The sequence below is a fragment of the Klenkia soli genome, from assembly GCF_900103975.1.
Classification (GTDB): domain Bacteria; phylum Actinomycetota; class Actinomycetes; order Mycobacteriales; family Geodermatophilaceae; genus Klenkia; species Klenkia soli.
In genome coordinates this window covers 373,982-396,787 of sequence record NZ_FNIR01000002.1, presented here as the reverse complement: position 1 = coordinate 396,787, position 22,806 = coordinate 373,982, and the positions used below count along the sequence as shown (strand labels likewise).

Here is a 22,806-nt window from a genome sequence, read left to right as displayed (position 1 = left end):
CATCACCCCAGCAGGCGGGCCACCACCCCGGCGGGCAGGGACGACCGGTCGGCCAGCACGGCCTCGGCCTCGGCGCCGGTCAGCCCGGCGTCGTCGACCAGCACCGCCCGGGCGTGGGCGGTCGGCAGCAGGCCCAGCCAGCGCTGCGTGGCCGCGGTCAGCGCGGCGGGCGTGAGCTCGCCCTCCACGCGCAGCCGGGCCAGGCCCCCGTCGGGGAAGACGTCCAGCCGCACCCGGTCCACCGGCGTCGCGCCGCCGACTGCAGCACCGCCGACGCGGAACCGGTGCCGGGTGTCGGGCTGCACGCGGCACCGCGGCACCAGCGGCACGGGGGCGCCGTCCGGGCCGTCGGAGCCGGTCAGCGACACCTCGCCGGGGGCGTTGCCGACGAAGTACGAGGTGTCCACCTCGACCCGGCGCACCGTCGCCTGCCCGCACAGCTGCACGGCGACGTGGTCGTTGCCGCCGTCCCGGCGCCGGGCGTTCTCCCAGCCCTCGCCCATGATCCGGGCGCGGCCGGGCTCGAGCAGCTGGCGCGGCGAGCTGTAGAAGGTGTTCGAGCAGTCCAGCACCGCGCCGCCGTGCTCCAGCGCCGCGAGGTCGATCGTCCCGGTGAGCAGCCGGGGGTCGGGTACCGGCTCGCCGTGCACCCGGAACCGGGCCACCCCGCCGTCGGGGTAGATCGACAGCCGCACGTGGGTCCAGCGCCGCTCGTCGGACACCTCGAACACGTTGTCGGTGTCCCCGGCGATCCCCGAACGCGGCACGAGGGTCTCCCACCCGGCGTCCGCGAGCTCGGCCGGCGAGGGGTGGCCGGGCAGGCTGGTCGCCTCGACCGAGGCGGCCGGCGGGTAGTTGCCGGTGAACCACGAGGTGTCGACGACGACGCCGCGCACCACCCCGGGCACCCCGAGCCGCACGACCGCGTGGTCGTGGCCCGGCTCGCGCCGCCGGCGGGTCTCCCAGCCGTCGTAGACCTTGCCCTTGTGGCCGAAGTCCTCGGTGGAGAACACCGCCCGGCCGGGGCTGATCAGGTTCTCCCGCTGCGCGAACAGCTCGTCGTTGGCGCTCACCACGCTGCCGGCAAGGGCGCGCGAAGCCAGGTCGGGCAGGGCCAGGAAGGTGGCGGTGGGTGCGGGCAGGGTGGCGGTCATGCCTCTCCTCGGGTCAGCAGCCGGCCCCGGGGCGGGGCGGCCAGGTCGATCGGTGCGCCGCGCAGCCAGGTGCTGCGCACGACGCCGGTGAGCTCGTGCCCGGCGTAGGGGGTCACCGGGTGCCGGTGGTGCAGGGCGCCGGGGTCGACGACGAAGGTCGCGTCGGGGGCCAGCACGCACAGGTCGGCGTCCTTGCCCACGGCCAGCGCACCCTTGGTGTCCAGGCCGACCAGCCCGGCGGTGGCGGTGGCCATCCAGCCCACGACGTCGGCCAGGTCGTGGCCCCGCTCGCGGGCCCGGGTCCAGACGGCGGGCAGGCCCAGCTGCAGCGAGCTGATGCCGCCCCACGCCGTCCCGAAGTCGCCGGTGCCCTTGAGCTCGGGGGTGCTCGGCGAGTGGTCGGTGACCACGCAGTCCAGCACGCCCTCGGCCAGCGCGGCCCACAGCTGCTCGCGGTTGGCGGCGCCGCGGACCGGCGGGCAGCACTTGACCGCGGTGTCGCCGGCCGGCACCTCCGCGGCGTCGAAGAACAGGTAGTGCGGGCAGGTCTCGGCGGTGATCGGCAGGCCCTCGGCGCGGGCGTCCCGCAGCAGCGGCAGCACGTCGGCGCTGGACACGTGCAGCACGTGCGCCCGCGCCCCGGTCTCCCGCACGGCGGCCACCACCGCGGCGACCGCACGCGCCTCGGCCGCGTCGGGCCGGGACCGCAGGAACCCGGCGTGGTCCGGACCGGACGCCGCGGGCGCACCGGCGATGGTGTCGGCGTCCTCGGCGTGCACGATGGTCAGCCCGCCGAACCGGGCCGCCGTCCGCAGCTGGGCGGTCAGCCCCGCGACCGTCAGCGGCGGGAACTCCGGCACCCCGCTGTCGAGCAGGAAGCACTTGAACCCGAACACCCCGGCCGCGTGCAGCGGCTCGACGTCGGCCAGGTTGCCCGGCACCGCGCCGCCCCAGAAGCCGACGTCGACGGCGCACCGGCTCCCCGCCGACGCCTGCTTGACCCGGAGCGCCGGCACGTCGACGGTCGGCGGGATGCTGTTGAGCGGCATGTCCAGCACGGTCGTGACCCCGCCGGCCGCGGCGGCCCGGGTGGCCGAGGCGAAGCCCTCCCACTCGGTGCGGCCGGGTTCGTCGACGTGCACGTGGGTGTCGACCAGGCCGGGCAGCAGCACCTCGTCGGCGGCCAGCACGACCAGCCGGTCACCGGTCAGCCCACCCGGTTCGACGGCGGCGATCCGGCCGTCCCGGATGCCCACGTCCACGGACCGCTCCCCCTCGGGCGTGATCGCCCGGGCCGCCCGGACGACGACCTCGAACCCGCTCACCCCGCCGCCCCGCGGTGCTCCCGCCAGCCGCCGGCGGCCGAGATGTCGACCAGCTCCGGCGAGCCCAGCTCGGCCTCCCGCAGCACGACGGCCAGCGCCGCCGAGCCGTCGGCCAGCTCGATCACGCTGAGCTCCAGCTCGGGGGGCTCGGCCGGGATGAACGCGTCCCGGATGACGGTGAGCGGCACGTCGTACAGCTCGCCGGGGACGCCGACCCCGCCCTCCTCGACCGGCCACAGCGCGGGGAACCGGTCGCCGACGGAGTAGAAGCGGTAGCGCGGCGCGGTGGCGGCCTCGCCCAGGAAGGGGTGGCCGGCGATGCTCGGGTGCACCGAGCCGCCGCGCATGCCCTCGCCGTTGACGAACAGCGGGATGGTGCTCATCGGTCCTGCCTCTCGGATCAGTCGGGGAGCCAGCCGGGCCAGCAGCTCGGCGGGGTGGGTGGTGCAGCGGTCGGGGTCGAGGTCGGCCAGGGCGAACACGGCCCGGAACCCGGCGGCGCGCAGCTGCTCGGCATCGAGCAGGCATCGCCCGGCGACGGCGACCACGGGGACGCCGGCCGCGCGCGCCCGGGCAGCCACCCCGGCGGGGGCCTTGCCGTGGAGGGTCTGCTCGTCCAGCGAGCCCTCGCCGGTGACCACCAGGTCGGCCCCGGCCAACGCGGCGTCGAAGCCGACCAGGTCGAGGACGACGTCGATGCCGGGCCGGCGGACGGCGCCGAGCACGGCCAGCGCGCCGAACCCGACCCCGCCCGCCGCGCCCGCACCGGGGACGTCCGGGTCACCGCCCAGCACCGCCGCCCACCGCGCCAGCCCGGCCTCCAGCGCGACGACGTCGTCCGGGTCGGCGCCCTTCTGCGGCCCGTAGACCGCGGCCGCGCCGGTGGGGCCGAGCAGCGGGTTGTCCACGTCGGTGGCCAGCACCACCTCGGTGCCGGCCAGCCGGGGGTCCAGGCCGGCGAGGTCGACCGCGTGCAGCCGGACCAGCGCCGCACCGCCCGGGGGGAGGTCGGCGCCGGCCGCGTCGGTCAGCCGGGCGCCGAGGGCGGTGAGCAGGCCCGCGCCGCCGTCGGTGCAGGCGCTGCCGCCGACGCCGAGCACGATGCGGGTGCACCCGGCGTCCAGGGCGGCCCGGACGAGCTCGCCGGTGCCGGCCGAGGTCGCCGTCTGCGCGGCGGGCACGCCGCCGGGCAGCACGGCCAGCCCGGAGGCGCCGGCCAGCTCCACCACCGCGGTGTCGCCGAGCAGGGCCAGCACGGCGTCCACCGGTTCGCCGGTCGGGCCGGTGACCCGCACGGTGCGGGCCACCGCCCCGGCGGCCAGTGCGGCGGCCGCCGTCCCCTCGCCGCCGTCGGCGACCGGCAGCTGCACCACGTCGGTGCTGGCCGGCAGCCCGGCCACCACCGCCGCCGCGACCTCCGCCGCGGTCAACGTGCCCTTGAACTTGTCCGGCGCCAGGACGACCTTCACCGTCAGTCCAGGGGCTGGAGCTCGGCGAGGTCGTCCAGGGAGAGCACCGCGGTGGGGGCGTGATCCCCGCGCGAGGCCAGCTCCTCGAACTCGACCACGTTGTCGATCTCGGTGCCCATGGAGACGTTGGTGACCCGCTCCAGCACGACCTCGACCACGACCGGCACCCGGAACTCGACGGCCAGCTTCTGCGCCTGCTCCAGCGCAGGGCCGATCTCGTCGGGTTCGGTGACCCGCAGCGCCTTGCAGCCCAGGCCCTCGACGACCTTGACGTGGTCGACGCCGTAGCCGCCGACCTCGGGGCTGTTGATGTTCTCGAACGAGAGCTGCACGCAGAAGTCCATGTCGAACCCGCGCTGGGCCTGCCGGATCAACCCGAGGTAGGCGTTGTTGACCAGCACGTGCACGTAGGGGATCTGGAACTGCGCGCCCACGGCCAGCTCCTCGACCATGAACTGGAAGTCGTAGTCGCCGCTGAGCGCGACCACGGTGGCGTCCGGCCGGGCGGTGGCGACCCCGAGGGTGGCCGGCACGGTCCAGCCCAGCGGGCCGGCCTGGCCGGCGTTGATCCACTGCCGCGGGCCGTAGACGTGCAGCAGCTGCGCGCCCTGGATCTGCGAGAGCCCGATGGTCGACACGTAGGTGGTGTCCGGCCCGAAGGTCCGGTTCATCTCCTGGTAGACCCGCTGCGGCTTGACCGGGACGGCGTCGAAGTCGGTGCGCCGCTGCATGGTGCGGCGGCGGTGCCGGCAGGACTCGGCCCACTCCCCGCGGTCGGGCAGCTGCCCGGCCGCGGCCAGGTCGCGGGCCACCTCGACGAACATGCGCAGCGCGGCCCCGGCGTCGGAGACGATGCCGTAGTCGGGGGCGAACACCCGGCCGATCTGGGTGGGCTCGATGTCGACGTGCACGAAGGTGCGGCCGCGGGTGTAGGTGTCCAGCCCGCCGGTGTGCCGGTTGGCCCACCGGTTGCCGATGCCGAGCACGAAGTCCGACTCGAGCATCGTGGCGTTGCCGTACCGGTGGCTGGTCTGCAGGCCGACCATGCCGGCCATGAGCGGGTGGTCGTCGGGGATCGTGCCCCAGCCCATCAGCGTCGGGACGACGGGCACCCCGGTCAGCTCGGCGAACTCGACCAGCAGGTCGGCGGCGTCGGCGTTGATGATGCCGCCGCCGGCCACCAGCAGCGGGCGCTCGGCGGCGCACAGCATCGCCAGCGCCCGCTCCGCCTGGGCGCGGGTGGCGGCCGGGGCCACCACCGGCAGCGGCTCGTAGAGGTCGGGGTCGAACTCGATCTCGGTCAGCTGGACGTCGATCGGCAGGTCGACCAGCACCGGCCCCGGCCGGCCCGAGCGCATGACCTGGAAGGCCTTCTGGAACGCGCCGGGCACCTGGGCGGCCTCCAGCACCGTGGTCGCCCATTTCGTCACCGGACCCACGACGGAGGTGATGTCGACCGCCTGGAAGTCCTCCTTGTGCAGCCGGGCGACCGGGGCCTGGCCGGTGATGCACAGGATCGGGATGGAGTCGGCGATCGCCGAGTACAGGCCGGTGACCATGTCGGTGCCGGCTGGGCCGGAGGTGCCGACGCAGACGCCGATGTTGCCGGCGACGGCCCGGGTGTAGCCCTCGGCCATGTGCGAGGCGCCCTCGACGTGCCGGGCGAGCACGTGGGTGAGCTCCCCCGAGGCGCGCATGGCGGCGTAGAAGGGGTTGATCGCGGCGCCGGGCAGGCCGAACACGTGGCTCGTGCCCTCCTTGAGCAGGATCTCGACGGCGGCGCGGGCGGCGGTCATCTTCGGCATGGCAGGTCTCCTCTGTGGCGACGGATGAGGCTGGGGTGGGTCAGCTGACGGGGCGGCCGGACAGCCGCTGGACGCCGCGGAGCAGCGCGGAGTGGTCCAGGCCCCCGTCCCCGTTGGCCCGGGCGGCGGCCATGAGCTGGGCGAGCTGGCCGCCGAGCGGGACGACGACGCCGGCCTCGCGGGCAGCGGCGGTGACGATGCCGAGGTCCTTGTGGTGCAGGTCGATCCGGAAGCCGGGGGCGAAGTCGCCGGTCAGCACCTTGGTGCGCTTCTGCTGCAGCACCGCCGAGCCGGCCAGCCCGCCGCCGAGCACGGTGAGCGCGGCCTCGAGGTCGACGCCGTAGGCCTCCAGGAAGACCACGGCCTCGGCCAGCACCTGAAGGTGCGCGGCCACGATCAGCTGGTTCGCGGCCTTCACGGTCTGGCCCGAGCCGGGCGGGCCCACGTGCACGACGGTGCCGCCCACGACGTCCAGCAGCGGCTGCGCGGCGGCGACGTCCTCCGTCGTGCCGCCGACCATGATCGACAGGGTCGCGGCGACCGCACCGGCCTCGCCGCCGGAGACCGGGGCGTCGACCAGCCGGAACCCGCGCTCGGTGGCGTCGGCGTGCAGGGCCGCGGCGACGTCGGGCCGGATGCTGGAGAAGTCGACGACCAGCGTGCCGGGCTTGGCTGCGTCGAACACCCCGCCGTCGCCGAGCAGGACGGCCTGCACGTCGGGGGAGTCCGGCACCATCACGCAGACCACCTCGGCCTCCGCGACGGCCTCGCCGATCGAGCCGGCGACTTGGCCGCCGGCGGCCAGCAGCGGGCCGTACCGGTCGGGGGTCAGGTTGAACCCGACGACGTCGTGCCCGGCCGTGGCCAGGTGCACCGACATCGGGCTGCCCATGATGCCGAGCCCGATGAACGCGATGGTGGTCATGGAGGTGCCTCTCTTCTGGGGGTGGTCAGGCGGGCTGGACGGCGGCGCGCTGCTCGCGCGGCAGCCAGGCCAGGCCCTCGGTCGTGGTGGTGGCGGGCTTGTACTCGAGCGCGACCCAGCCGGCGTAGCCGCGGTCGGCGAGCGCGTCGAGCTGCCGGGCCAGCGGCAGCTCGCCGGTGCCGGGCTCGCCGCGGCCGGGGGCGTCGGCGACCTGCACGTGCGCGATCCGGTCGGCGTGAGCGGCGAGGACGGCGTCGACGTCGTCCCCGTTGACGGCCAGGTGGTAGAGGTCGGCGAGCAGCCCCGTGTTCGGGGCGCCCACCCGGTCGAGGACGGCGAGCACGTCGGCCGCCGTGCACAGCGGGTAGGCCGGGGCGCCGCTGACCGGCTCCAGCAGCACGGTGCCGTCGATCGCGGCGACCGCCTCCGCGACGAGCGCGAGGTTGGCCGCGCCGAGGTCGTCCTGCGCCTGGGGGTCGACGCCGTCGAGCCGGTTGCCGTAGAGGGCGTTGAACGCCCGGCAGCCCGTGCGCTCGCCGATGCCGACGATCACCGCGACGGTGTCGGCGAACTCGGTCTCCCGACCGGGCCAGGAGACCAGGCCGCGGTCGCCGGCCGGCATGTCGCCGGCGGCGACGTTCAGCCCGACCAGCTGCACGCCGGCGTCGCCGACGGCGGTGACGAACCGGTCCACCTCGGCGTCGGAGGGCACGGACGTGGCGAACGGCCACCAGAACTCGACGGCGGTGAACCCGGCGTCGGCGGCCGCGGCCGGGCGCTCGAGCAGCGGGACCTCGGTGAACAGCAGCGAGCAGTTGACGGCGTAGCGCATGGGGAATCTCCTCCTCATCAGGGCGTGCGGCATCGCCGCGGGACCACGCGCGGTGGTCCCCCGGGTGCCGGGCGGGGTGGGTCAGTCGCGGGTGACGGTGGCCTCGATCAGCCCGTAGGGCCGGTCGGCGGCGACGAACACCTCACCGGGGTTCTCCATGCCGAAGGGCGACAGGTCGACCAGGAAGTGGTGCTTGTTGGGGGCGGAGAAGCTGATCTCGGCGATCTCGTCGTGCGCCTCGAGCACCGCGGTGCCCATCCCGTACAGGGTCTGCTGGAGGGCGAGGCTGTGGATCTCGGCGAACCGCTGCAGCAGCAGGGCGACCACCGCGCCGTGGGTCTTGTCCCAGTCGACGTCGGTGTGCGCGTAGCGCCAGGTGGCGACCAGCGAGGTGGCCAGGATCCGGTCGTGGGTCTCGGCCAGCGTCGTGTACTCGTCGACCAGGAAGCCGGCGAACTCGGAGCCGGTGGACTTGAGCAGGGTCAGGTCGCGGATGCCCGAGGTCACGGTGGCCCGGCGGTCGGCGCCGCGGCCCTCGACGTCCACGACCGTGGTGCGGATGCCCTGACCGGCGCGGACGAACGAGTGGTCGTGCCCGGCGCCGTCGACCGGGATCCGCTCCCAGCCGTACTCCTCGATCGAGATCCGGGCACCGTCGGCGGCCGGGGCGTGGGCGAGGAAGTGGTCGGCCAGCACCGTGCCGTACTCCTCCAGCGCACCGACCCCGACCTGCTTGGCGAGCGCGAACACCGTGTTCTTCTGCGTGTCGGTCGGCAGCACGTCGCGCTGGTCGCCGTGCACGTGCGCGGCGTCGAACCGGCCGCGCAGCGCCGAGGAGACGTTGAGGTCGCGGATCGAGTGCCGGGCGGTGTCGCGGTGGATGCGCACCAGCCGGTTCTCGGCCTTGCCGTACTGGTTGGGGCCCAGGGTGATGGCCACGGTGTCAGCTCCCTCGGTAGGTGGTGTAGGCGAACGGGCTCAGCAGCAGCGGCACGTGGGTGTGCGCTGCCGGGTCGGTGACCGAGAACGCCACGGCGACCTCGGGGTGGAAGCGCGGGCCGCGCCAGCTGCGGGTGTCGAAGACCAGCCGGAGGTCACCGGGCCCGACGTCGCGGACCTCGGCCCGGCCGTCGGCGTCGGTGACCAGGTCGGCCACCCGCCCGCCGTCCAGGCGCTCCAGCCGCACCGGCATCCCCGCGGCCGGCCGGCCGCACTCGGCGTCCAGCACGTGCGTGGTCACCCGGCTCATGCCGTCACCAGCCGGGTCAGCCGGAGGCGGGCGATGGCGGTGAGCTCGGCGGCCACGGTCGCGGCCTCCGTCTCGTCGTCGGCGGTGAGCCGACGGTCGAGCTCGGCGAGCACCTCGGGTGCCGTGCGGCCGGTGGCGCAGACCAGGAACACCCGGCCGAAGCGCTGCTCGTAGGCCCGGTTGCCGGCGGCCAGCCGGGCGGCGGCCGCGGCGTCGGGGTCGACGGCGGCCTGCTCGGCGGCCGACCAGGCGGCCTCGGGGCCGCCCCGGTGGGCGGTCTCGCCGATCCGCGGGTGGGCGGCCAGGGCGCGGTCGACGTCGTCCGCGGTCCACCCCGCGGCGGCGGCGCCGGCGGCGGACAGCAGGGCGTCGAGGTCGCCGTAGGGCCGGCCGGCGGCGACCGCGGCGGCCCACGCGGGGACGTCGCAGCAGGCCAGCAGCAGCGGGGTCAGCTCGGCCGCGGGGGCGGTGTCGAAGGCGTGCAGGTCCACACCGGCCTCCGTTCGTCTGGGGTGTGACGGGGGCAACTCCCCGTCGCGGCAGACTGTGGCAGGCCGATCGGCGTTACGTCAACAGTTTGTTGAAACAGCTGGTCAGGAGCGTTCGCGGTTCAGGTAGTTGTAGACGGTGAACCGGCTGACCCCCAGCGCCTCGGCCACGGTCTCGGCCGATCGGCGGTAGGCGAAGGCCCCGCGCTCCTCGAGCAGGCGCACCGCCCGCTGCTTCTGCGGGCGCGGCAGGTCGGCCAGCGGCGCACCCAGCTCGGCGGCCAGCGCGGCGAGCAGCCCGGCCAGGTCGCCGGCCGGTTCGGCCGCGGTCTCGACGGCACCCCCGAACCGCACCCCCGCGACCGTCTGGCCCTCCCACACCAGCGGGACGTCGTCGGCGGCCAGCGCGCCGGGGTCGACCAGCTCGCCGCCCACCCGGGCCAGCAGCGGGGCGACCGCGGTCAGCAGCGGGTGCTCGACCTGCACCGGGTCAGCGGTCATCGCGCTCGACCTGCAGCGACACCCGGGTGGCCCCGTGCGCGAGCGCGGTGGACAGCACCTTCTCCAGCAACGGCAGCAGGACGTCGTCCGTCCCGGTCACCGACGTGCCCAGCGGGCCGAAGTCGCAGTCCAGGCCCGACTCCTCGACCACCCGCAGGGTCTCCGCGGCGTGCGCCGGGGCGGCCCCCTCGCCGACGAAGGGCTCGGTGGTGAACTCCGCGACCAGTCGCATGCGCCGCACCCTAGCCACCACCCAGTTTCAACAAACTGTTGACGTTGTGGTCCGGGCCACATACGTTCCCTGCGTCCCGGCTGCTCCGCCCGTCCGGCGGACGCCGTCCTCCTGGCTCACCGAGGATCCAGATGACCCAGCACGCATCCCCCGCGCCCGCCGCTCCGGCCACGAAGCGCCGCAAGCACCCCGTCGACGAGGTGCCGCCCCCCGGAAAGCTCGCCGTCTACGGCATCCAGCACGTGCTCGCCTTCTACGCCGGGGCGGTCGTCGTCCCGATCCTGCTGGCCAGCGCGATAGGCCTGTCCGAGCGCGAGCTCATCCACCTGATCAACGCCGACCTGTTCACCTGCGGCATCGCCTCGATCATCCAGTCGGTGGGCTTCTGGAAGGTGGGGGTGAAGCTGCCGCTGCTGCAGGGCGTCACGTTCACCGCCGTCTCGCCGATGATCGCGATCGGGCTGGCCGCCGGCGGCGGCACCGACGGGCTGCTGGTCATCTACGGCTCGGTGATCGTGGCCGGGTTGTTCACCTTCGCGATCGCGCCGTTCTTCAGCCGGCTGATCCGCTTCTTCCCGCCGGTGGTGACCGGGTCGGTCATCACGATCATCGGCATCGCGCTGCTGCCCGTCGCCGCCGGCGACGTCGTGGGCGGCGCGGCCTCGGCCGACCCGGGCAGCGGGCGCAACCTGGCCTACGCCGCGGGCACGCTGGCGCTGATCGTGCTCATGCAGCGGTTCTTCCGCGGGTTCCTGGCCACCGTCGCGGTGCTCGTCGGGCTGGTCGCCGGCACGCTGGTCGCCTGGGCGCTGGGCGACGCCACCTTCTCCGCGGTCGGCGACTCCTCGTGGGTCGGGGTGACCACGCCGTTCTTCTTCGGCCTCCCGAAGTTCAGCATCGCCGCGATCATCTCGATGGTCGTGGTCATGCTGATCACCGCGGTCGAGACCACCGGCGACGTCTTCGCCACCGGCGAGATCGTCGGCAAGCGGATCGGCCGTGCGGACATCGCCGCGGCCCTGCGCGCCGACGGGCTGGCCACCACGCTGGGCGGCGTCCTCAACTCCTTCCCCTACACCTGCTTCGCCGAGAACGTCGGCCTCGTGCGGCTGACCCAGGTGCGCAGCCGCTGGGTGGTCGCCGCCGCCGGTGGGTTCATGATCCTGATCGGGCTGGTGCCCAAGGCCGGCGCGGTCGTGGCCGGCATCCCGCACCCGGTGCTCGGCGGCGCGGCCCTGGCCATGTTCGCCACCGTCGCCGTCGTCGGCATCCAGACCCTGGGCCGGGTGGACTTCAACGACCACCGCAACGTGGTCATCGTGGCCACCAGCCTGGGCCTGGCCCTGCTGGTCACCGTGCAGCCGGGCATCGTGCAGGCCGTGCCCGGTTGGGCCGAGATCATCTTCGGCAGCGGCATCACGCTGGGCAGCATCACCGCGATCGTGCTCAACGCGGTCTTCCACCACGTCGGCGGCGGCCGCGGGCCCGCCCTGAGCGGGGCCCCCGGCACCGACCAGGTCCGGCTGGACGACGTCAACGCGATGGACCGCGACACCTTCGTAGCCACCTTCGGCCGGCTGTTCCAGGGCCCCACCGACGTGGTCGAGAACGCCTACGCCCAGCGCCCCTTCTCCTCGACCGCCCAGCTGCGGGCCGCGCTGCAGGAGTCGCTGTTCGCCGCACCGCCGGAGCAGCAGGCGCAGCTGGTCGCCGCGTACCCGGCGCTGGGTGCCGACGGCGTCGGTGACGGCACCGCCGGCGAGCAGACCGTGCTCGACCAGGCCGCCGCCGGGCTGGACCGGTTGACCGAGGACGACCACACCGCGCTGCGCGAGGTCACCACGGCCTACCGGGAGAAGTTCGGCTTCCCGCTGATCGTGTGCGTCCGCGACGCCCCCAGCCGGGAGCGCATCCTGGAGCAGGGCGCGGCCCGCCTGCAGAACTGCCCCAGCCAGGAGAAGGCGGCCGCGCTGCTGGAGATCGCCAAGATCGCCGGCCACCGGTTCGACGCGCTGGTGGCCGACGCCAACCCCGTGCACAGCGCGCGCACCCAGAAGTACGGCAGCCAGGATTTCGGCAGAGCGGACTTCTGAGCGCAACACCGCACGTGCACCCTGGACAGACCCGATCGACGAGGAGCACCCCATGCAGTCCCCCAGCGTCACCGTGAACGGGCAGGCCGCCCCGCTCGACGGCGTGCCCGCCCACACCACGGCGCTCGACTGGTTGCGCAGCCGCGGACTGGTCGGGGCCAAGGAGGGCTGCGCCGAGGGCGAGTGCGGCGCCTGCTCGGTGCTCGTCGCCCGCCCGGGGACGACGACCCCCACCCGTTGGACGGCGCTGAACGCCTGCCTGGTGCCGGTGCTGGCCCTCGACGGCCAGGAGGTCGTGACCGCCGAGGGCCTGGGCACCCCCGCCGACCTGCACCCGGTGCAGCGCGAGATGGCGGTGCGCGGGGGCTCGCAGTGCGGGTACTGCACCCCGGGGTTCGTGTGCAGCATGGCGGCGGAGTTCTACCGGCCCGACCGGGGTTCTGCCGCCCCGGTGGACGTCGTCGGCAGCACCGAGCACCCCCCGGAGGACGCGCACGAGCACGGGCCGAACGGCTTCGACCTGCACGCGTTGAGCGGCAACCTGTGCCGGTGCACCGGCTACCGGCCGATCCGGGACGCCGCCTACGCCCTGGACACCCCGGCCGACGGCGACCCGCTGGCCGCCCGCCAGCAGCAGCCCGTGCCGGCCGCGCGCGAGACCCGCACCCCGGCGTTCGTCCGGCCCGCCGACCTGCCCGCGGCGCTGCAGCTGCTCGGCGAGCGGCCCGACGCCGTGGTGGTCGCCGGCTCCACCGACTGGGGCGTCGAGGTCAACCTGCGCGGCGTGCGCGCACCGCTGGTGGTGGCCATCGACCGGCTGCCCGAGCTGCGCGGGCTCACCGTGGGCCCGGACGTCGTCGAGATCGGCGCCGCCGTCACGCTCTCCGAGATCGCGCTGCGGCTGGACGGCGCCGTCCCCCTGCTGGACCTGCTGCTCCCCCAGTTCGCCTCGGTGCTGATCCGAAACGGCGCGACGCTGGGCGGCAACCTGGGCACCGGCTCCCCCATCGGCGACACCGCGCCCGGCCTGCTGGCCCTGGGCGCCTCGCTGGTGCTGGTCTCGGCCGAGGGCGAGCGCGAGGTGCCGCTGGCCGACTACTTCACCGGCTACCGGCGCAGCGTGCGCACGGCGGGCGAGCTGATCCGCGCCGTCCGCATCCCGCAGCCCCAGCCCGGGCTGGTCGGGTTCACCAAGATCGCCAAGCGGCGGTTCGACGACATCTCCAGCGTCGCCGTGGCCTTCGGGCTCGACGTCGTCGACGGCGTCGTCGCCTCGGCCCGGATCGGGCTGGGCGGGGTGGCGGCGACGCCGATCCGCGCGCTGGCGACGGAGCAGGCCCTGGTCGGCCGGCCGTGGGGTGATGTCGCCGCGGCCGCCGACGTGCTGGGCGCCGAGGGCACCCCGCTCGACGACCACCGGGCCAGCGCCGCCTACCGCCGGGCGATGCTCCGCCAGGCCCTGGTGAAGTTCGCCACCGAGAACACGCTGGAGGTCGCACGATGAGCGCCCTGTCCGAGCGCCCCGCCGGCGCCGTCGTCGGCACCGCGATCCCGCACGAGGCCGCCGCCCTGCACGTCACCGGGCAGGCGCTGTACACCGACGACCTGGTCGGCCGCACCAAGGACGTGCTGCACGCCTGGCCGGTGCAGGTCATGCACGCGCACGCCCGGGTCACCGCGCTGCGCACCGAGCCGGCGCTCGCCGTCCCCGGGGTGGTGCGGGTGCTCACCGCCGCCGACGTCCCGGGCGTGAACGACGCCGGGGTGAAGCACGACGAGCCGCTGTTCCCCGACGAGGTCATGTTCTTCGGCCACGCGGTCTGCTGGGTGCTCGGCGAGACGCTGGAGGCCGCCCGGCTGGGCGCCGAGGCCGTCGAGGTCGAGGTCGAGCCGCTGCCGGCGCTGGTCACCGTGCGCGAGGCGATCGCCGCGCAGGCGTTCCAGGGCGGGCAGCCGAAGCTGGTGCGCGGGGACGTCGAGAGCGCGCTCGAGGCGTCGGCCCACGTGTTCCACGGCGAGTTCGAGTTCGCCGGCCAGGAGCACTTCTACCTCGAGACGCACTGCGCGCTGGCCCTGGTGGACGAGAACGGCCAGGTGTTCGTGCAGTCGAGCACCCAGCACCCGTCGGAGACCCAGGAGATCGTGGCGCACGTGCTGGGCCTGACCAGCAGCGAGGTCACGGTGCAGTGCCTGCGGATGGGCGGCGGGTTCGGCGGCAAGGAGATGCAGCCGCACGGGCTGGCCGCGATCGCCGCGCTCGGTGCCCGGCTCACCGGCCGGCCGGTGCGGCTGCGCCTGAACCGCAGCCAGGACATCACGATGACCGGCAAGCGGCACGGCTTCCACGCCCAGTGGCAGGTCGGGTTCGACGACGACGGCCGGCTGACCGCGCTGGACGCCACGCTGACCTCGGACGGCGGCTGGAGCCTGGACCTCTCCGAGCCGGTGCTGGCCCGCGCGCTGTGCCACATCGACAACGCGTACTGGATCCCCGCCGTGCGGGTGAACGGCCGCATCGCGCAGACGAACAAGACCTCGCAGACCGCGTTCCGCGGCTTCGGCGGGCCGCAGGGCATGCTCGTGATCGAGGACGTGCTGGGCCGCTGCGCCCCCGCTCTGGGCATCGAGCCGCACGAGCTCCGGCGGCGGAACTTCTACACGGCCGGCCAGGAGACCCCGTACGGCCAGCCGGTGCGGCAGGCCGATCGGCTGGCCCGCACCTGGGCCCAGGTGCTCGACACCAGCGACTTCGCGGCCCGCACGGCGGAGCTCGAGGCGTTCAACGCCGGCTCGCCGCACGCCAAGCGGGCCCTGGCGATCACGCCGGTGAAGTTCGGCATCTCGTTCAACTTCACCGCGTTCAACCAGGGCGGTGCGCTGGTGCACGTCTACAAGGACGGCTCGGTGCTGATCACCCACGGCGGCACCGAGATGGGCCAGGGCCTGCACACCAAGATGCTGCAGGTCGCGGCCACCGCCCTCGGCGTCCCGCTGGAGCGCGTCCGGCTGGCCCCGACCCGCACGGACAAGGTGCCCAACACCTCGGCGACCGCGGCCAGCTCGGGCGCCGACCTCAACGGCGGCGCGGTGAAGAACGCCTGCGAGCAGATCATCGCCCGGCTCTCCCAGGTCGCGGCCGAGCAGCTGCACGTGCCGGCCGCCGACGTCCGGTTCTCCGGCGGCGTGGTGCGTGGTCTCGCGCCGGGCGGGCCGACCGTGCCGTGGGAGGACGTCGTCCGGCTGGCCTACTTCTCCCGGGTGCAGCTGTGGGCGGCCGGCTACTACCGGACCGAGGGCCTGCACTGGGACTCCGCGGCGATGCGCGGCGAGCCGTTCAAGTACTTCGCGCACGGGGTGGCCGCCGCCGAGGTCGAGGTCGACGGGTTCACCGGGGCCTACCGGGTGCGCCGGGTGGACATCGTGCACGACGTCGGCGACTCGCTCTCGCCGCTGGTGGACATCGGCCAGGTCGAGGGCGGGTTCGTGCAAGGCGTGGGCTGGCTGACCCTGGAGGACCTGCGCTGGGAGGACCGCGAGGGCCCGAACCGGGGCCGCATCAGCACGCAGTCGGCCAGCACCTACAAGCTGCCCAGCTTCTCCGAGATGCCCGAGGACTTCCGGGTCTCGCTGCTGGAGAGCGCCCACGAGGAGGGCGCGGTGTTCGGCTCGAAGGCCGTCGGCGAGCCCCCGCTGATGCTGGCGTTCTGCGTCCGCGAGGCGCTGCGCCAGGCCGCGGCCGCGTTCGGCCCGGCCGGCACCACGGTGGACCTGGCCTCCCCCGCCACCCCCGAGGCGGTGTTCTGGGCGGTCGAGTCGGCCCGGGCCGGTGAGGGCGCGCACGTCGCCGACGGCGGGCAGGAGCCCGACCAGCCGACCGGGCCGCCGATCCGGCCGAACTCCGAGCGCGTGCTGAGCGAGTCCTGATGCGCTGGGACACCGCGGTGCGCGAGCTGCGCACCCGCCGGGAGCCGGGGGTGCTCGTCACGGTGGCGACCGTGCGCGGGCACTCCCCGCGCGCGGCCGGCGCCAAGATGGTGGTCAGCGCCGACGCCCAGTTCGGCACCGTCGGCGGCGGCAACCTCGAGGCGGTCGCCGTCGAGCGGGCCCGCGAGCTGCTGGTGTCCGGCGGGGGGACCCAGGTCGTCGACGTGGCCCTGTCGGACAAGGCGCCCTACCAGCACGGCGTGCAGTGCTGCGGCGGCGAGGTCGGGCTGCTGCTGGAGCCGCTGCCCGTCGTCCCGGCGGTGGCGGTGTTCGGCATCGGGCACGTCGGGCTCGAGCTGGCCCGGATCCTGGCCCGGCACGACCTGGACCTGCACCTGGTCGACTCCCGCCCGGTCCAGCTGACGCCCGAGCGGCTGGCGGTGCTCGACGACGCCCTGGCCGTGGTGCACGTGCACCAGGTGCCGGTGCTGCCCGAGCTGGTGCTCGCCGAGCTGCCCGCCGGGGCCCACGTGCTGGTGATGACGCACGACCACGCCGAGGACGCCGCCCTCTGCGACGCCGCGCTGCGCACCCCCGGGCTGGGCTCGATCGGGCTGATCGGGTCGGCCGGCAAGTGGGCCCGGTTCCGCCGCACCCTGGTCGCCGACGGCGCCCCGGACCCCGACCGGATCACCACGCCGATCGGGCTGCCCGAGCTCACCGGCAAGGAGCCGGCGGTGATCGCGCTCAGCGTCGCCGCCGACCTGCTGCTGCGCACGACCCGGGTGCCGACGCCGTGACGCTCTACCGCGGCACGTTCCTGGACACCCCGGTGGCCGGGGAGCTGCGCGCGCTCGACGGCGTCCTGCAGGTCGAGGACGGCGCGGTCGTCGCCCGCGGGCCGGTCGAGGACTTCCCGGCGGCGGACGTCGACCTGCGCGGCGGCCTGGTGCTGCCCGGGTTCATCGACACCCACGTGCACTACCCGCAGGTGCGGGCCATCGGCGGGCTCGGCAGGCCGCTGCTGGACTGGCTGGACGAGTGCGCGCTGCCCGAGGAGTGCCGGCTGGCCGACGTGGCCTACGCCCAGCAGGTGGCCGTCGAGTTCGTCGACGGCCTGGCCCGCGCGGGGACGACGTCCGCCCTGGTGTTCGGGTCGCACTTCGCCCCGGCCGTGGACGCGTTGTTCACCGAGGCCGACCGGGTCGGGCTGCGGGTGACCTCGGGGCTGGTCGTGAGCGACCGGCTGCTGCCCGAGGCGCTGTGGACCACGCCGTCCCGAGCACTGGAGGAGGGGCGTGCGCTGGCGCAGCGGTGGCACGGGGTGCGGCGGTCGCGGTACGCGGTGACCCCGCGGTTCTCGCTGTCCTGCAGCGCGGAGCTGCTGGAGTCCTGCGCGGAGCTGCTGGGCGAGCTGGACGGTGCGTACTTCACCTCGCACGTGAACGAGAACCTGGCCGAGGTGGCCGCGGTCGCGCAGCTGCACGGCGGCTACGTCGACAGCTACGACGAGCGGAAGCTGCTCGGCCCGCGGTCGGTGCTCGCGCACGACGTGCACCCGACCGACGACGAGCTCGACGTCCTGGGGATGCGCGGGACGGCGGTGGCGCACTGCCCGACCTCGAACGCGGCGCTGGGCAGCGGGCTGTTCCCGCTGCGCCGGCACCGGGCGGCCGGGGTGCGGGTGGCGCTGGGCTCCGACGTCGGCGCCGGCACCGGGTTCTCGCTGCTCAAGGAGGGGTTGCAGGCCTACTTCGGCCAGCAGCTGCAGGGCGCCGAGGGCGAGCCGCTGACCCCGGCGGACCTGCTGCACCTGGCCACCGCCGCCGGGGCGGACGCCCTGGGGCTGGACGACGTCGGCGACCTGTCGGTGGGCAAGCGCTTCGACGCCGTCTGGCTGCGCCCGCCCGAGGGCAGCACGCTGGACGTCGTCCTCAGGTCGGCAGCCGGGACGGACGACGCCCTGGCCAAGGCCTTCGCCCTGGGCGGCCCGGCCGACGTGGCCGCCGTCTGGGTCGACGGCGACCGCATCAGGGGCTAGTCGGCTTCGTCGATCAGGCGGTCGCGTTGGGCCGCCACGTCGTAGTCGGCCTGCGGGAACCTGGGCGCCAGGTCGGTGACGGCCTCCAGCAGCAGGCGGCCGACGGCCCAGTTGCGGTACCACTTCCGGTCGGCGGGGACGACGTGCCAGGGGTTGGTCTGGGTGGACGTCCGCTCGATCGAGGTCTCGTAGGCCCGCTGGTAGTCGTCCCACAGCGCGCGCTCGTCGATGTCGCCGGGGTTGAACTTCCAGCGCTTGGTCGAGTCGTCGAGCCGGGCCAGCAGCCGCTGCTTCTGCTCCCACCGGGAGATGTGCAGCATGCACTTCACGATCGTCACACCGGATTCGGTGAGCTGGTCCTCGAACCGGACGATCTCCTTGTACCGCCGCTCGACCACCGCCGGGGTGGCCAGCTCGCGGACCCGGCCGATGAGCACGTCCTCGTAGTGCGACCGGTCGAAGACGCCGAGCAGCCCCGGCCCGGGCACCGCCCGGCGCACCCGCCAGAGGAACCCGTGCCGCAGCTCCTCCGGGGTGGGCTTCTTGAAGCTGGTGATCGACACGCCCTGGGGGTTGACCGCGCCCACGACGTGCTCGATGACCCCGCCCTTGCCGCTGGTGTCCATGCCCTGCAGCACGAGCAGCACTCGCCGGGGGCCGCCGGAGACCCCCTCGGCGTACAGCCGCTCCTGCAGCGACGCGAGCTCGGCCCCGTCGGCGGTCATCTGCGCCTTCGTGGCGTCCTTGTCCCCGGGGGCGTCCGGGGTGCCGCGCGGGTCGATGTCGGCCAGGGACACCGGACCGGCCGGTGCACGCAGCTGCTCACGCAGGGACGTCCTCGTCGTGGCCATGATCGGCAGCCTAGTTCGCGCCCTAGCCTGGCCCCCGTGACGATCCACCTGGTCGGCGGTGGCCCGGGCACCACGGACGCCGCCCTGGTCGCCCCCTTCCTCGCCGAGGTCCGCGGGCGGGGCGGGCGTCCACGGATCGGCGTCGTCCTCGCCGGCACCCGGGTGGCCGAGCGGCTGGCCCGGCCGGGGTACGCACGCCTGCTCGGCGGCCGGTCGGTCGACCACGTCGCGGTGCCCCTGCGGCCGGGCAGACCGGTCGACCCGCAGCTCCTGGCCGCGCTGGACGGCCTGGTGGTCGGCGGGGGTCGGACCCCCCGGTACCTGGCCGGCCTCGCCGGCGCGGCCGACGCCGTCGGCGCGGCGGTGCGGTCGGGCCTGCCCTACCTCGGGTTCTCCGCCGGGGCGATGGTGGCGCCCGACCTGGCGCTGGCCGGCGGGTGGCGGTCGCAGGGTCGACCGGTGGCGCCGCGGGCCTGGTCGGAGGGGCTGGACGAGCTGACCAGCCGGCCGGGTCTGGGCCTGGTCCGGTTCGCCGTCGACGTGCACACCGCGCAGGCCGGGACCCTCGGCCGGACGACGGCACTGGTGGCGGCGGGGCGGCCGGTCGCGGTCGGCGTCGACGAGGGCACCTGCCTGGCGCTCGAGCCCGGCGCCGCCGACCCGGACGACGGCACCGTGCGCGGTGCGGGCGCCGTCTGGACCGTGCGCCGCTCGCCGGACGGCGTCCCGCTGGTCACCCGCCGCCCGGCGCGGTGATCAACCGGCGAGCAGCTCGGGCAGCTCGCCGCGGTGCAGCACGACCAGGCTGCTCACCGCCCGGGTGAGCGCCACGTACAGCCGGTGCAGACCGCGCGCCTCCGCGGCCACGATCGCGGCGGGCTCGACGACCACCACGACGTCGAACTCCAGGCCCTTCACCAGCGTCGCCGGGACCACGACCACCCGCGCGGGCTCGTCGCCGTCGTCGGCCAGCGCGGCGACGGCCAGCCCTTCGGCGGCCAGCGCGGCGACCAACCCGGGGACGTCGGCGTCCGCGCAGACGATGCCGACCGACCCCTCGGCGACCTGCTGCACCACCTCGGCCACCGGCCCCGCCATCGACGGCACCGACCGCAGCTGCAGCGAGCCCGGCTCGGAGCGCACCGCGGTGGCCGGCGCCAGCCCCGGCACCAGCGTGGGCAGCAGCCGGTTGGCGAACTCGAGCACCTCGGCCGGCACCCGGTACCCGCGGGTCAGCGGGCGGACGACGGTGTCGGGCCGGCCCAGCGCGACCAGGGTCTGCGTCCAGTCGGCCACCGACCACGGGCTGGTGGCCTGCGCGAGGTCGCCGAGCACGGTCAGCGACCCGGCGGCCAGCCGGCGGGCCACCGCCCGGCACTGCATGGGCGAGAGGTCCTGCGCCTCGTCCACCACCACGTGCCCGTAGCCCGGTGTCCGCTCCAGCAGGCCGGCCACCTCGTCGACCAGCACGGCGTCGGCCGCCGTCCACCGGGTGGCCCGTACCGACCGGGCCGGCGCCCGACGCAGCAGGTCCTGCTCGGCGGCGGTCAGCGCGGAACCGGCCACGGACGGGTCGGCGAGCACCGCGGCCACGAGGGCAGCGGCGTCCACCGCCGGCCAGTGCTCGTCGCAGAACGCGCGCACCTCGGCCGACCGGGCGCAGCGCCGCGTCTCGGCGTCCGTCGGGCTGCCGCCGGCCTCCTCCTTCTGCCGGCGGGCGTCCTCGGCCAGCGACAGCGCGAGCCGCTCACGGCCGGCTCCGTAGGAGATGTCGGCCCGCCGCAGGTCGTCGACACAGCGCCGCAGCCGCTCGACCGGGATCCGGTACCGCCGGCCGCTCAGCGGCACCTGCACGGAGTCGGTCGGCTTGGCCACCCCGCGCCACAGCGCCCGGTGCAGCACGTCGGCCAGCCGCGCGTCGCCCTTGAGCACGGCGACGTCGTCGGGGTCCTGGGCGCGCACCGGCACCCGACCGGTCAGGTCGGCGACGGTCGCCTGGTCGACCTCCACCTCGCCGAGCGCGGGGAGCACCTGCTCGATGTAGCGCAGGAAGGCCCGGTTCGGGCCGACGACGAGCACGCCGGTGCGGGCCAGCTGCTCGCCGTGCGTGTAGAGCAGGTAGGCCGCGCGGTGCAGGCCGACGGCGGTCTTGCCGGTGCCCGGTGCCCCCTGCACGCAGATCGACTCGGCCAGCGGGGCGCGCACGATGTCGTCCTGGTCGGGCTGGATGGTGGCCACGATGTCGCGCATCGGCCCCGACCGCGGCCGCTCGATCTCCTCCTTGAGCAGCTCGGAGGGGCCGTCGTCCCCGGTGAGCGACTCGTCCTCGTAGGAGGTCAGCCGGCCCTCGGCGAAGCCGAACCGTCGCCGGCGGGTCAGGCCCTGCGGGTCGGCGGCGCTGGCCTGGTAGAACGGCCGGCTCATCGGCGCCCGCCAGTCGATGACCACCGGGTCGCCGGCGGCGTCGCGCACGTGCCGGCGGCCGACGTGGAAGGTCTCGTCGGGGGTGTCGGTGCGGCCGAAGAAGGGCGGCGCCCCGGGATCGGCGGCCAGCGAGCGCAGCCGCTCGGCGCGGGCGGCACCGAGCCGCTCCGAGGCCCAGGCGTCCACGCCGGCGTCGACGGTGGCGATCGTGGCGGTGCGCATCGAGTGCAGGCAGGCCGCGGCGAGGTCGAGGTGCGCGCGCTCGGCGGTCAGGACGGCGTCATCGGGCACGGTCGGAGGACGCTACGCCCGATGGGCGGACGAGCCCAGCGGGTTATGGCCGGGGCCGTGGATCCCTAGGGTCGGACCCGTGCCGCTCACCTTCGCCGGGACCCTCGACCGCACCGCGCTGCACCGCGCCGCCCTGGCCCTGGCCCCGCTGGTCGGGTCCCCCGAGGTCGGCGCGGCCTGGGAGCGCGAGTCGGCCCTGCCCGGCATGACGGTGGGCGGCGTGACCCGGCACCTGGTCGGCCAGTTCGAGGCCGCCGTCGAGTTCCTGGGCATCCTGCCCCCGCCGCCGCACGCGCCGGTGGTCACGCTCGCGGAGCTGTACCGCCGCACCGACTGGTTCACCGCCACGGTCGACGCTCCCGAGAACACCTCGATCCGCGACGACTTCGACGCCATGGCCGCCGGTGGGCAGCAGGACTCGGTCGCCGTGCTCGAGCGCAGCACGGCCTGGCTGCCCGACGCCGTGGCCGCGGCGGGACCCACCACCTACGTGCCCTGGCAGGACTGCTCGGTGCCCACCGACGACTTCCTGGTGGTGCGCGCGATGGAGGTGCTGGTGCACGCCGACGACCTCGCCGCCAGCGTGCAGCTGCCCGCCCCGGACCTGGACGACGAGCTCACCCACCCCGCGCTGGCGCTGCTGGCGGTGCTGTCGGCCCAGCAGCACGGGGCGACGGCCGCGCTGCGGTCACTGGCCCGGGCCGAGCGGGCCACCGGACCGGCGGCCGCCTTCCAACCCGCCGCGCGCTAGTCGGGGCTGCGCTGGAACAGCCGGGCCAGCACGATCTCGGTGCGGGTGCCGGTCACGCCGCGCAGGGCGCGCAGCCGCTGGATGGTCGCGTCCAGGTGCGCGATGTCGCGGGCCAGCACGTGCAGCACCGCGTCGGCGACCCCCGACACGGTCCAGGCGCTGACCACCTCGGGGATGTCGCCGAAGTCGGCCCGCAGCCGGGCCGGGGAGACCACGCCGGAGTACTGCACCTCGACGTAGGCCTCGGTCGACCAGCCCAGCGCGCCCGGGTCGACGATGGCCGCGAACCCGCTGATCGCCCCGGACCCGACGAGCCGGTCGACCCGGCGCTTGGCGGCCGGTGCGGACAGCCCCACCGCCTCGCCGACCTCGGCGAACGTGGCCCGCCCGTCGCGGCGGAGGTGGTTCACGATGCCCCGGTCGATGTCGTCGAAGGTCTCCACCGGCGGAA

General features: G+C 75.2%; 21 protein-coding genes. 7 read left to right on the top strand and 14 right to left on the bottom strand.

The features are described 5' to 3' along the window. Window positions 1-2: 2 nt before the first annotated feature. The 11 genes from alc to BLS67_RS04730 all read right to left on the bottom strand — a co-directional run bounded on the left by alc (window position 3) and on the right by BLS67_RS04730 (window position 9,980). Complete coding sequence (alc, locus tag BLS67_RS04780; protein WP_091240546.1) at window positions 3-1,154, bottom strand: allantoicase; 1,152 nt, start codon at window positions 1,152-1,154, stop codon at window positions 3-5. Further along, window positions 1,151-2,479 (bottom strand): allantoinase AllB, encoded by a 1,329-nt coding sequence (gene allB, locus BLS67_RS04775; RefSeq protein ID WP_091240543.1) that lies wholly within the window; start codon window positions 2,477-2,479, stop codon window positions 1,151-1,153. Before allB ends, alc begins: the two co-directional genes overlap by 4 nt. Beyond that, a complete protein-coding gene (locus tag BLS67_RS04770) occupies window positions 2,476-3,948 on the bottom strand; it encodes a glycerate kinase family protein (protein WP_091240540.1) in 1,473 nt (490 codons plus the stop codon). The genes allB and BLS67_RS04770 overlap by 4 nt, the downstream gene beginning before the upstream one ends. Window positions 3,949-3,950: 2 nt before the next feature. Next, on the bottom strand, window positions 3,951-5,753 hold the full coding sequence (gcl, locus tag BLS67_RS04765) for a glyoxylate carboligase (protein WP_091240536.1): 1,803 nt from the start codon (window positions 5,751-5,753) through the stop codon (window positions 3,951-3,953). A 40-nt stretch (window positions 5,754-5,793) separates the two neighbouring features. Then, entirely contained in the window at window positions 5,794-6,678 is an 885-nt protein-coding gene (locus BLS67_RS04760) for an NAD(P)-dependent oxidoreductase (RefSeq protein WP_091240533.1), read from the bottom strand. A gap of 25 nt (window positions 6,679-6,703) precedes the next feature. Beyond that, window positions 6,704-7,510, bottom strand: coding sequence for a hydroxypyruvate isomerase family protein (locus BLS67_RS04755; protein WP_207500269.1), 807 nt, complete (start codon window positions 7,508-7,510; stop codon window positions 6,704-6,706). An 81-nt stretch (window positions 7,511-7,591) separates the two neighbouring features. Next, the gene (gene pucL / locus BLS67_RS04750; protein ID WP_091240529.1) at window positions 7,592-8,449 is read right to left on the bottom strand and encodes a factor-independent urate hydroxylase; all 858 of its coding nucleotides are present in this window, start codon (window positions 8,447-8,449) and stop codon (window positions 7,592-7,594) included. A 4-nt stretch (window positions 8,450-8,453) separates the two neighbouring features. Next, window positions 8,454-8,759: a hydroxyisourate hydrolase gene (uraH, locus tag BLS67_RS04745; protein WP_091240526.1), complete on the bottom strand. Its 306-nt coding sequence runs from the start codon at window positions 8,757-8,759 to the stop codon at window positions 8,454-8,456. Next, window positions 8,756-9,250 (bottom strand): 2-oxo-4-hydroxy-4-carboxy-5-ureidoimidazoline decarboxylase, encoded by a 495-nt coding sequence (gene uraD / locus BLS67_RS04740; RefSeq protein ID WP_091240523.1) that lies wholly within the window; start codon window positions 9,248-9,250, stop codon window positions 8,756-8,758. The genes uraH and uraD (BLS67_RS04740) overlap by 4 nt, the downstream gene beginning before the upstream one ends. A 102-nt stretch (window positions 9,251-9,352) precedes the next feature. After that, window positions 9,353-9,748, bottom strand: a complete 396-nt coding sequence (locus tag BLS67_RS04735; RefSeq protein ID WP_091240520.1) for a helix-turn-helix domain-containing protein — start codon at window positions 9,746-9,748, stop codon at window positions 9,353-9,355. After that, window positions 9,738-9,980, bottom strand: coding sequence for a thiamine-binding protein (locus BLS67_RS04730; protein ID WP_091240753.1), 243 nt, complete (start codon window positions 9,978-9,980; stop codon window positions 9,738-9,740). Before BLS67_RS04730 ends, BLS67_RS04735 begins: the two co-directional genes overlap by 11 nt. Window positions 9,981-10,111: 131 nt before the next feature. Here BLS67_RS04730 and uraD (BLS67_RS04725) point away from each other — a divergent pair, with 131 nt between their 5' ends. From uraD (BLS67_RS04725) to BLS67_RS04705, 5 genes are read left to right on the top strand one after another with little or no spacing between them, the layout of a single operon-like run. Then, window positions 10,112-12,073, top strand: a complete 1,962-nt coding sequence (gene uraD, locus BLS67_RS04725; protein WP_091240516.1) for a 2-oxo-4-hydroxy-4-carboxy-5-ureidoimidazoline decarboxylase — start codon at window positions 10,112-10,114, stop codon at window positions 12,071-12,073. A gap of 52 nt (window positions 12,074-12,125) precedes the next feature. Continuing rightward, the gene (locus BLS67_RS04720) at window positions 12,126-13,577 is read left to right on the top strand and encodes a xanthine dehydrogenase small subunit (RefSeq protein WP_091240513.1); all 1,452 of its coding nucleotides are present in this window, start codon (window positions 12,126-12,128) and stop codon (window positions 13,575-13,577) included. Further along, window positions 13,574-15,997, top strand: coding sequence for a xanthine dehydrogenase molybdopterin binding subunit (gene xdhB / locus BLS67_RS04715; RefSeq protein WP_091240508.1), 2,424 nt, complete (start codon window positions 13,574-13,576; stop codon window positions 15,995-15,997). Before BLS67_RS04720 ends, xdhB begins: the two co-directional genes overlap by 4 nt. Continuing rightward, the gene (gene xdhC, locus BLS67_RS04710) at window positions 15,997-16,797 is read left to right on the top strand and encodes a xanthine dehydrogenase accessory protein XdhC (RefSeq protein ID WP_091240505.1); all 801 of its coding nucleotides are present in this window, start codon (window positions 15,997-15,999) and stop codon (window positions 16,795-16,797) included. The genes xdhB and xdhC overlap by 1 nt, the downstream gene beginning before the upstream one ends. Continuing rightward, window positions 16,794-18,038, top strand: a complete 1,245-nt coding sequence (locus tag BLS67_RS04705; RefSeq protein WP_091240501.1) for a guanine deaminase — start codon at window positions 16,794-16,796, stop codon at window positions 18,036-18,038. The genes xdhC and BLS67_RS04705 overlap by 4 nt, the downstream gene beginning before the upstream one ends. Here BLS67_RS04705 and BLS67_RS04700 read toward each other — a convergent pair. Next, window positions 18,035-18,889 carry a PPK2 family polyphosphate kinase gene (locus BLS67_RS04700; RefSeq protein WP_091240497.1) on the bottom strand — a complete coding sequence of 285 codons (855 nt, stop codon included), beginning with the start codon at window positions 18,887-18,889 and terminating at the stop codon, window positions 18,035-18,037. The two genes, BLS67_RS04705 and BLS67_RS04700, sit on opposite strands and share 4 nt — an antisense overlap. Window positions 18,890-18,925: 36 nt before the next feature. On the opposite strand from BLS67_RS04700, the gene BLS67_RS04695 reads away from it, so the two are divergent. After that, complete coding sequence (locus BLS67_RS04695; protein WP_091240493.1) at window positions 18,926-19,645, top strand: Type 1 glutamine amidotransferase-like domain-containing protein; 720 nt, start codon at window positions 18,926-18,928, stop codon at window positions 19,643-19,645. Here the strand turns inward: BLS67_RS04695 and BLS67_RS04690 are convergent, their stop codons facing one another. Continuing rightward, the gene (locus tag BLS67_RS04690) at window positions 19,646-21,604 is read right to left on the bottom strand and encodes a HelD family protein (protein ID WP_242653831.1); all 1,959 of its coding nucleotides are present in this window, start codon (window positions 21,602-21,604) and stop codon (window positions 19,646-19,648) included. Window positions 21,605-21,683: 79 nt separating this feature from the next. On the opposite strand from BLS67_RS04690, the gene BLS67_RS04685 reads away from it, so the two are divergent. Then, window positions 21,684-22,355 carry a maleylpyruvate isomerase N-terminal domain-containing protein gene (locus BLS67_RS04685; RefSeq protein WP_165617464.1) on the top strand — a complete coding sequence of 224 codons (672 nt, stop codon included), beginning with the start codon at window positions 21,684-21,686 and terminating at the stop codon, window positions 22,353-22,355. Here the strand turns inward: BLS67_RS04685 and BLS67_RS04680 are convergent. Continuing rightward, window positions 22,352-22,798, bottom strand: coding sequence for an Lrp/AsnC family transcriptional regulator (locus BLS67_RS04680; protein ID WP_091240484.1), 447 nt, complete (start codon window positions 22,796-22,798; stop codon window positions 22,352-22,354). The genes BLS67_RS04685 and BLS67_RS04680 overlap by 4 nt on opposite strands. Between the last annotated feature and the right edge of the window lie 8 nt (window positions 22,799-22,806).

Bases quoted from the DNA above. Each gene is read 5' to 3' on its own strand.
- alc (WP_091240546.1), bottom strand. From the start codon at position 1,154: ATGACCGCCACCCTGCCCGCACCCACCGCCACCTTCCTGGCCCTGCCC.
- gcl (WP_091240536.1), bottom strand. From the start codon at position 5,753: ATGCCGAAGATGACCGCCGCCCGCGCCGCCGTCGAGATCCTGCTCAAG.
- BLS67_RS04760 (WP_091240533.1), bottom strand. From the start codon at position 6,678: ATGACCACCATCGCGTTCATCGGGCTCGGCATCATGGGCAGCCCGATG.
- BLS67_RS04755 (WP_207500269.1), bottom strand. From the start codon at position 7,510: ATGCGCTACGCCGTCAACTGCTCGCTGCTGTTCACCGAGGTCCCGCTG.
- uraH (WP_091240526.1), bottom strand. From the start codon at position 8,759: ATGAGCCGGGTGACCACGCACGTGCTGGACGCCGAGTGCGGCCGGCCG.
- BLS67_RS04735 (WP_091240520.1), bottom strand. From the start codon at position 9,748: ATGACCGCTGACCCGGTGCAGGTCGAGCACCCGCTGCTGACCGCGGTC.
- BLS67_RS04730 (WP_091240753.1), bottom strand. From the start codon at position 9,980: ATGCGACTGGTCGCGGAGTTCACCACCGAGCCCTTCGTCGGCGAGGGG.
- uraD (WP_091240516.1), top strand. From the start codon at position 10,112: ATGACCCAGCACGCATCCCCCGCGCCCGCCGCTCCGGCCACGAAGCGC.
- BLS67_RS04720 (WP_091240513.1), top strand. From the start codon at position 12,126: ATGCAGTCCCCCAGCGTCACCGTGAACGGGCAGGCCGCCCCGCTCGAC.
- xdhB (WP_091240508.1), top strand. From the start codon at position 13,574: ATGAGCGCCCTGTCCGAGCGCCCCGCCGGCGCCGTCGTCGGCACCGCG.
- xdhC (WP_091240505.1), top strand. From the start codon at position 15,997: ATGCGCTGGGACACCGCGGTGCGCGAGCTGCGCACCCGCCGGGAGCCG.
- BLS67_RS04700 (WP_091240497.1), bottom strand. From the start codon at position 18,889: ATGGCCACGACGAGGACGTCCCTGCGTGAGCAGCTGCGTGCACCGGCC.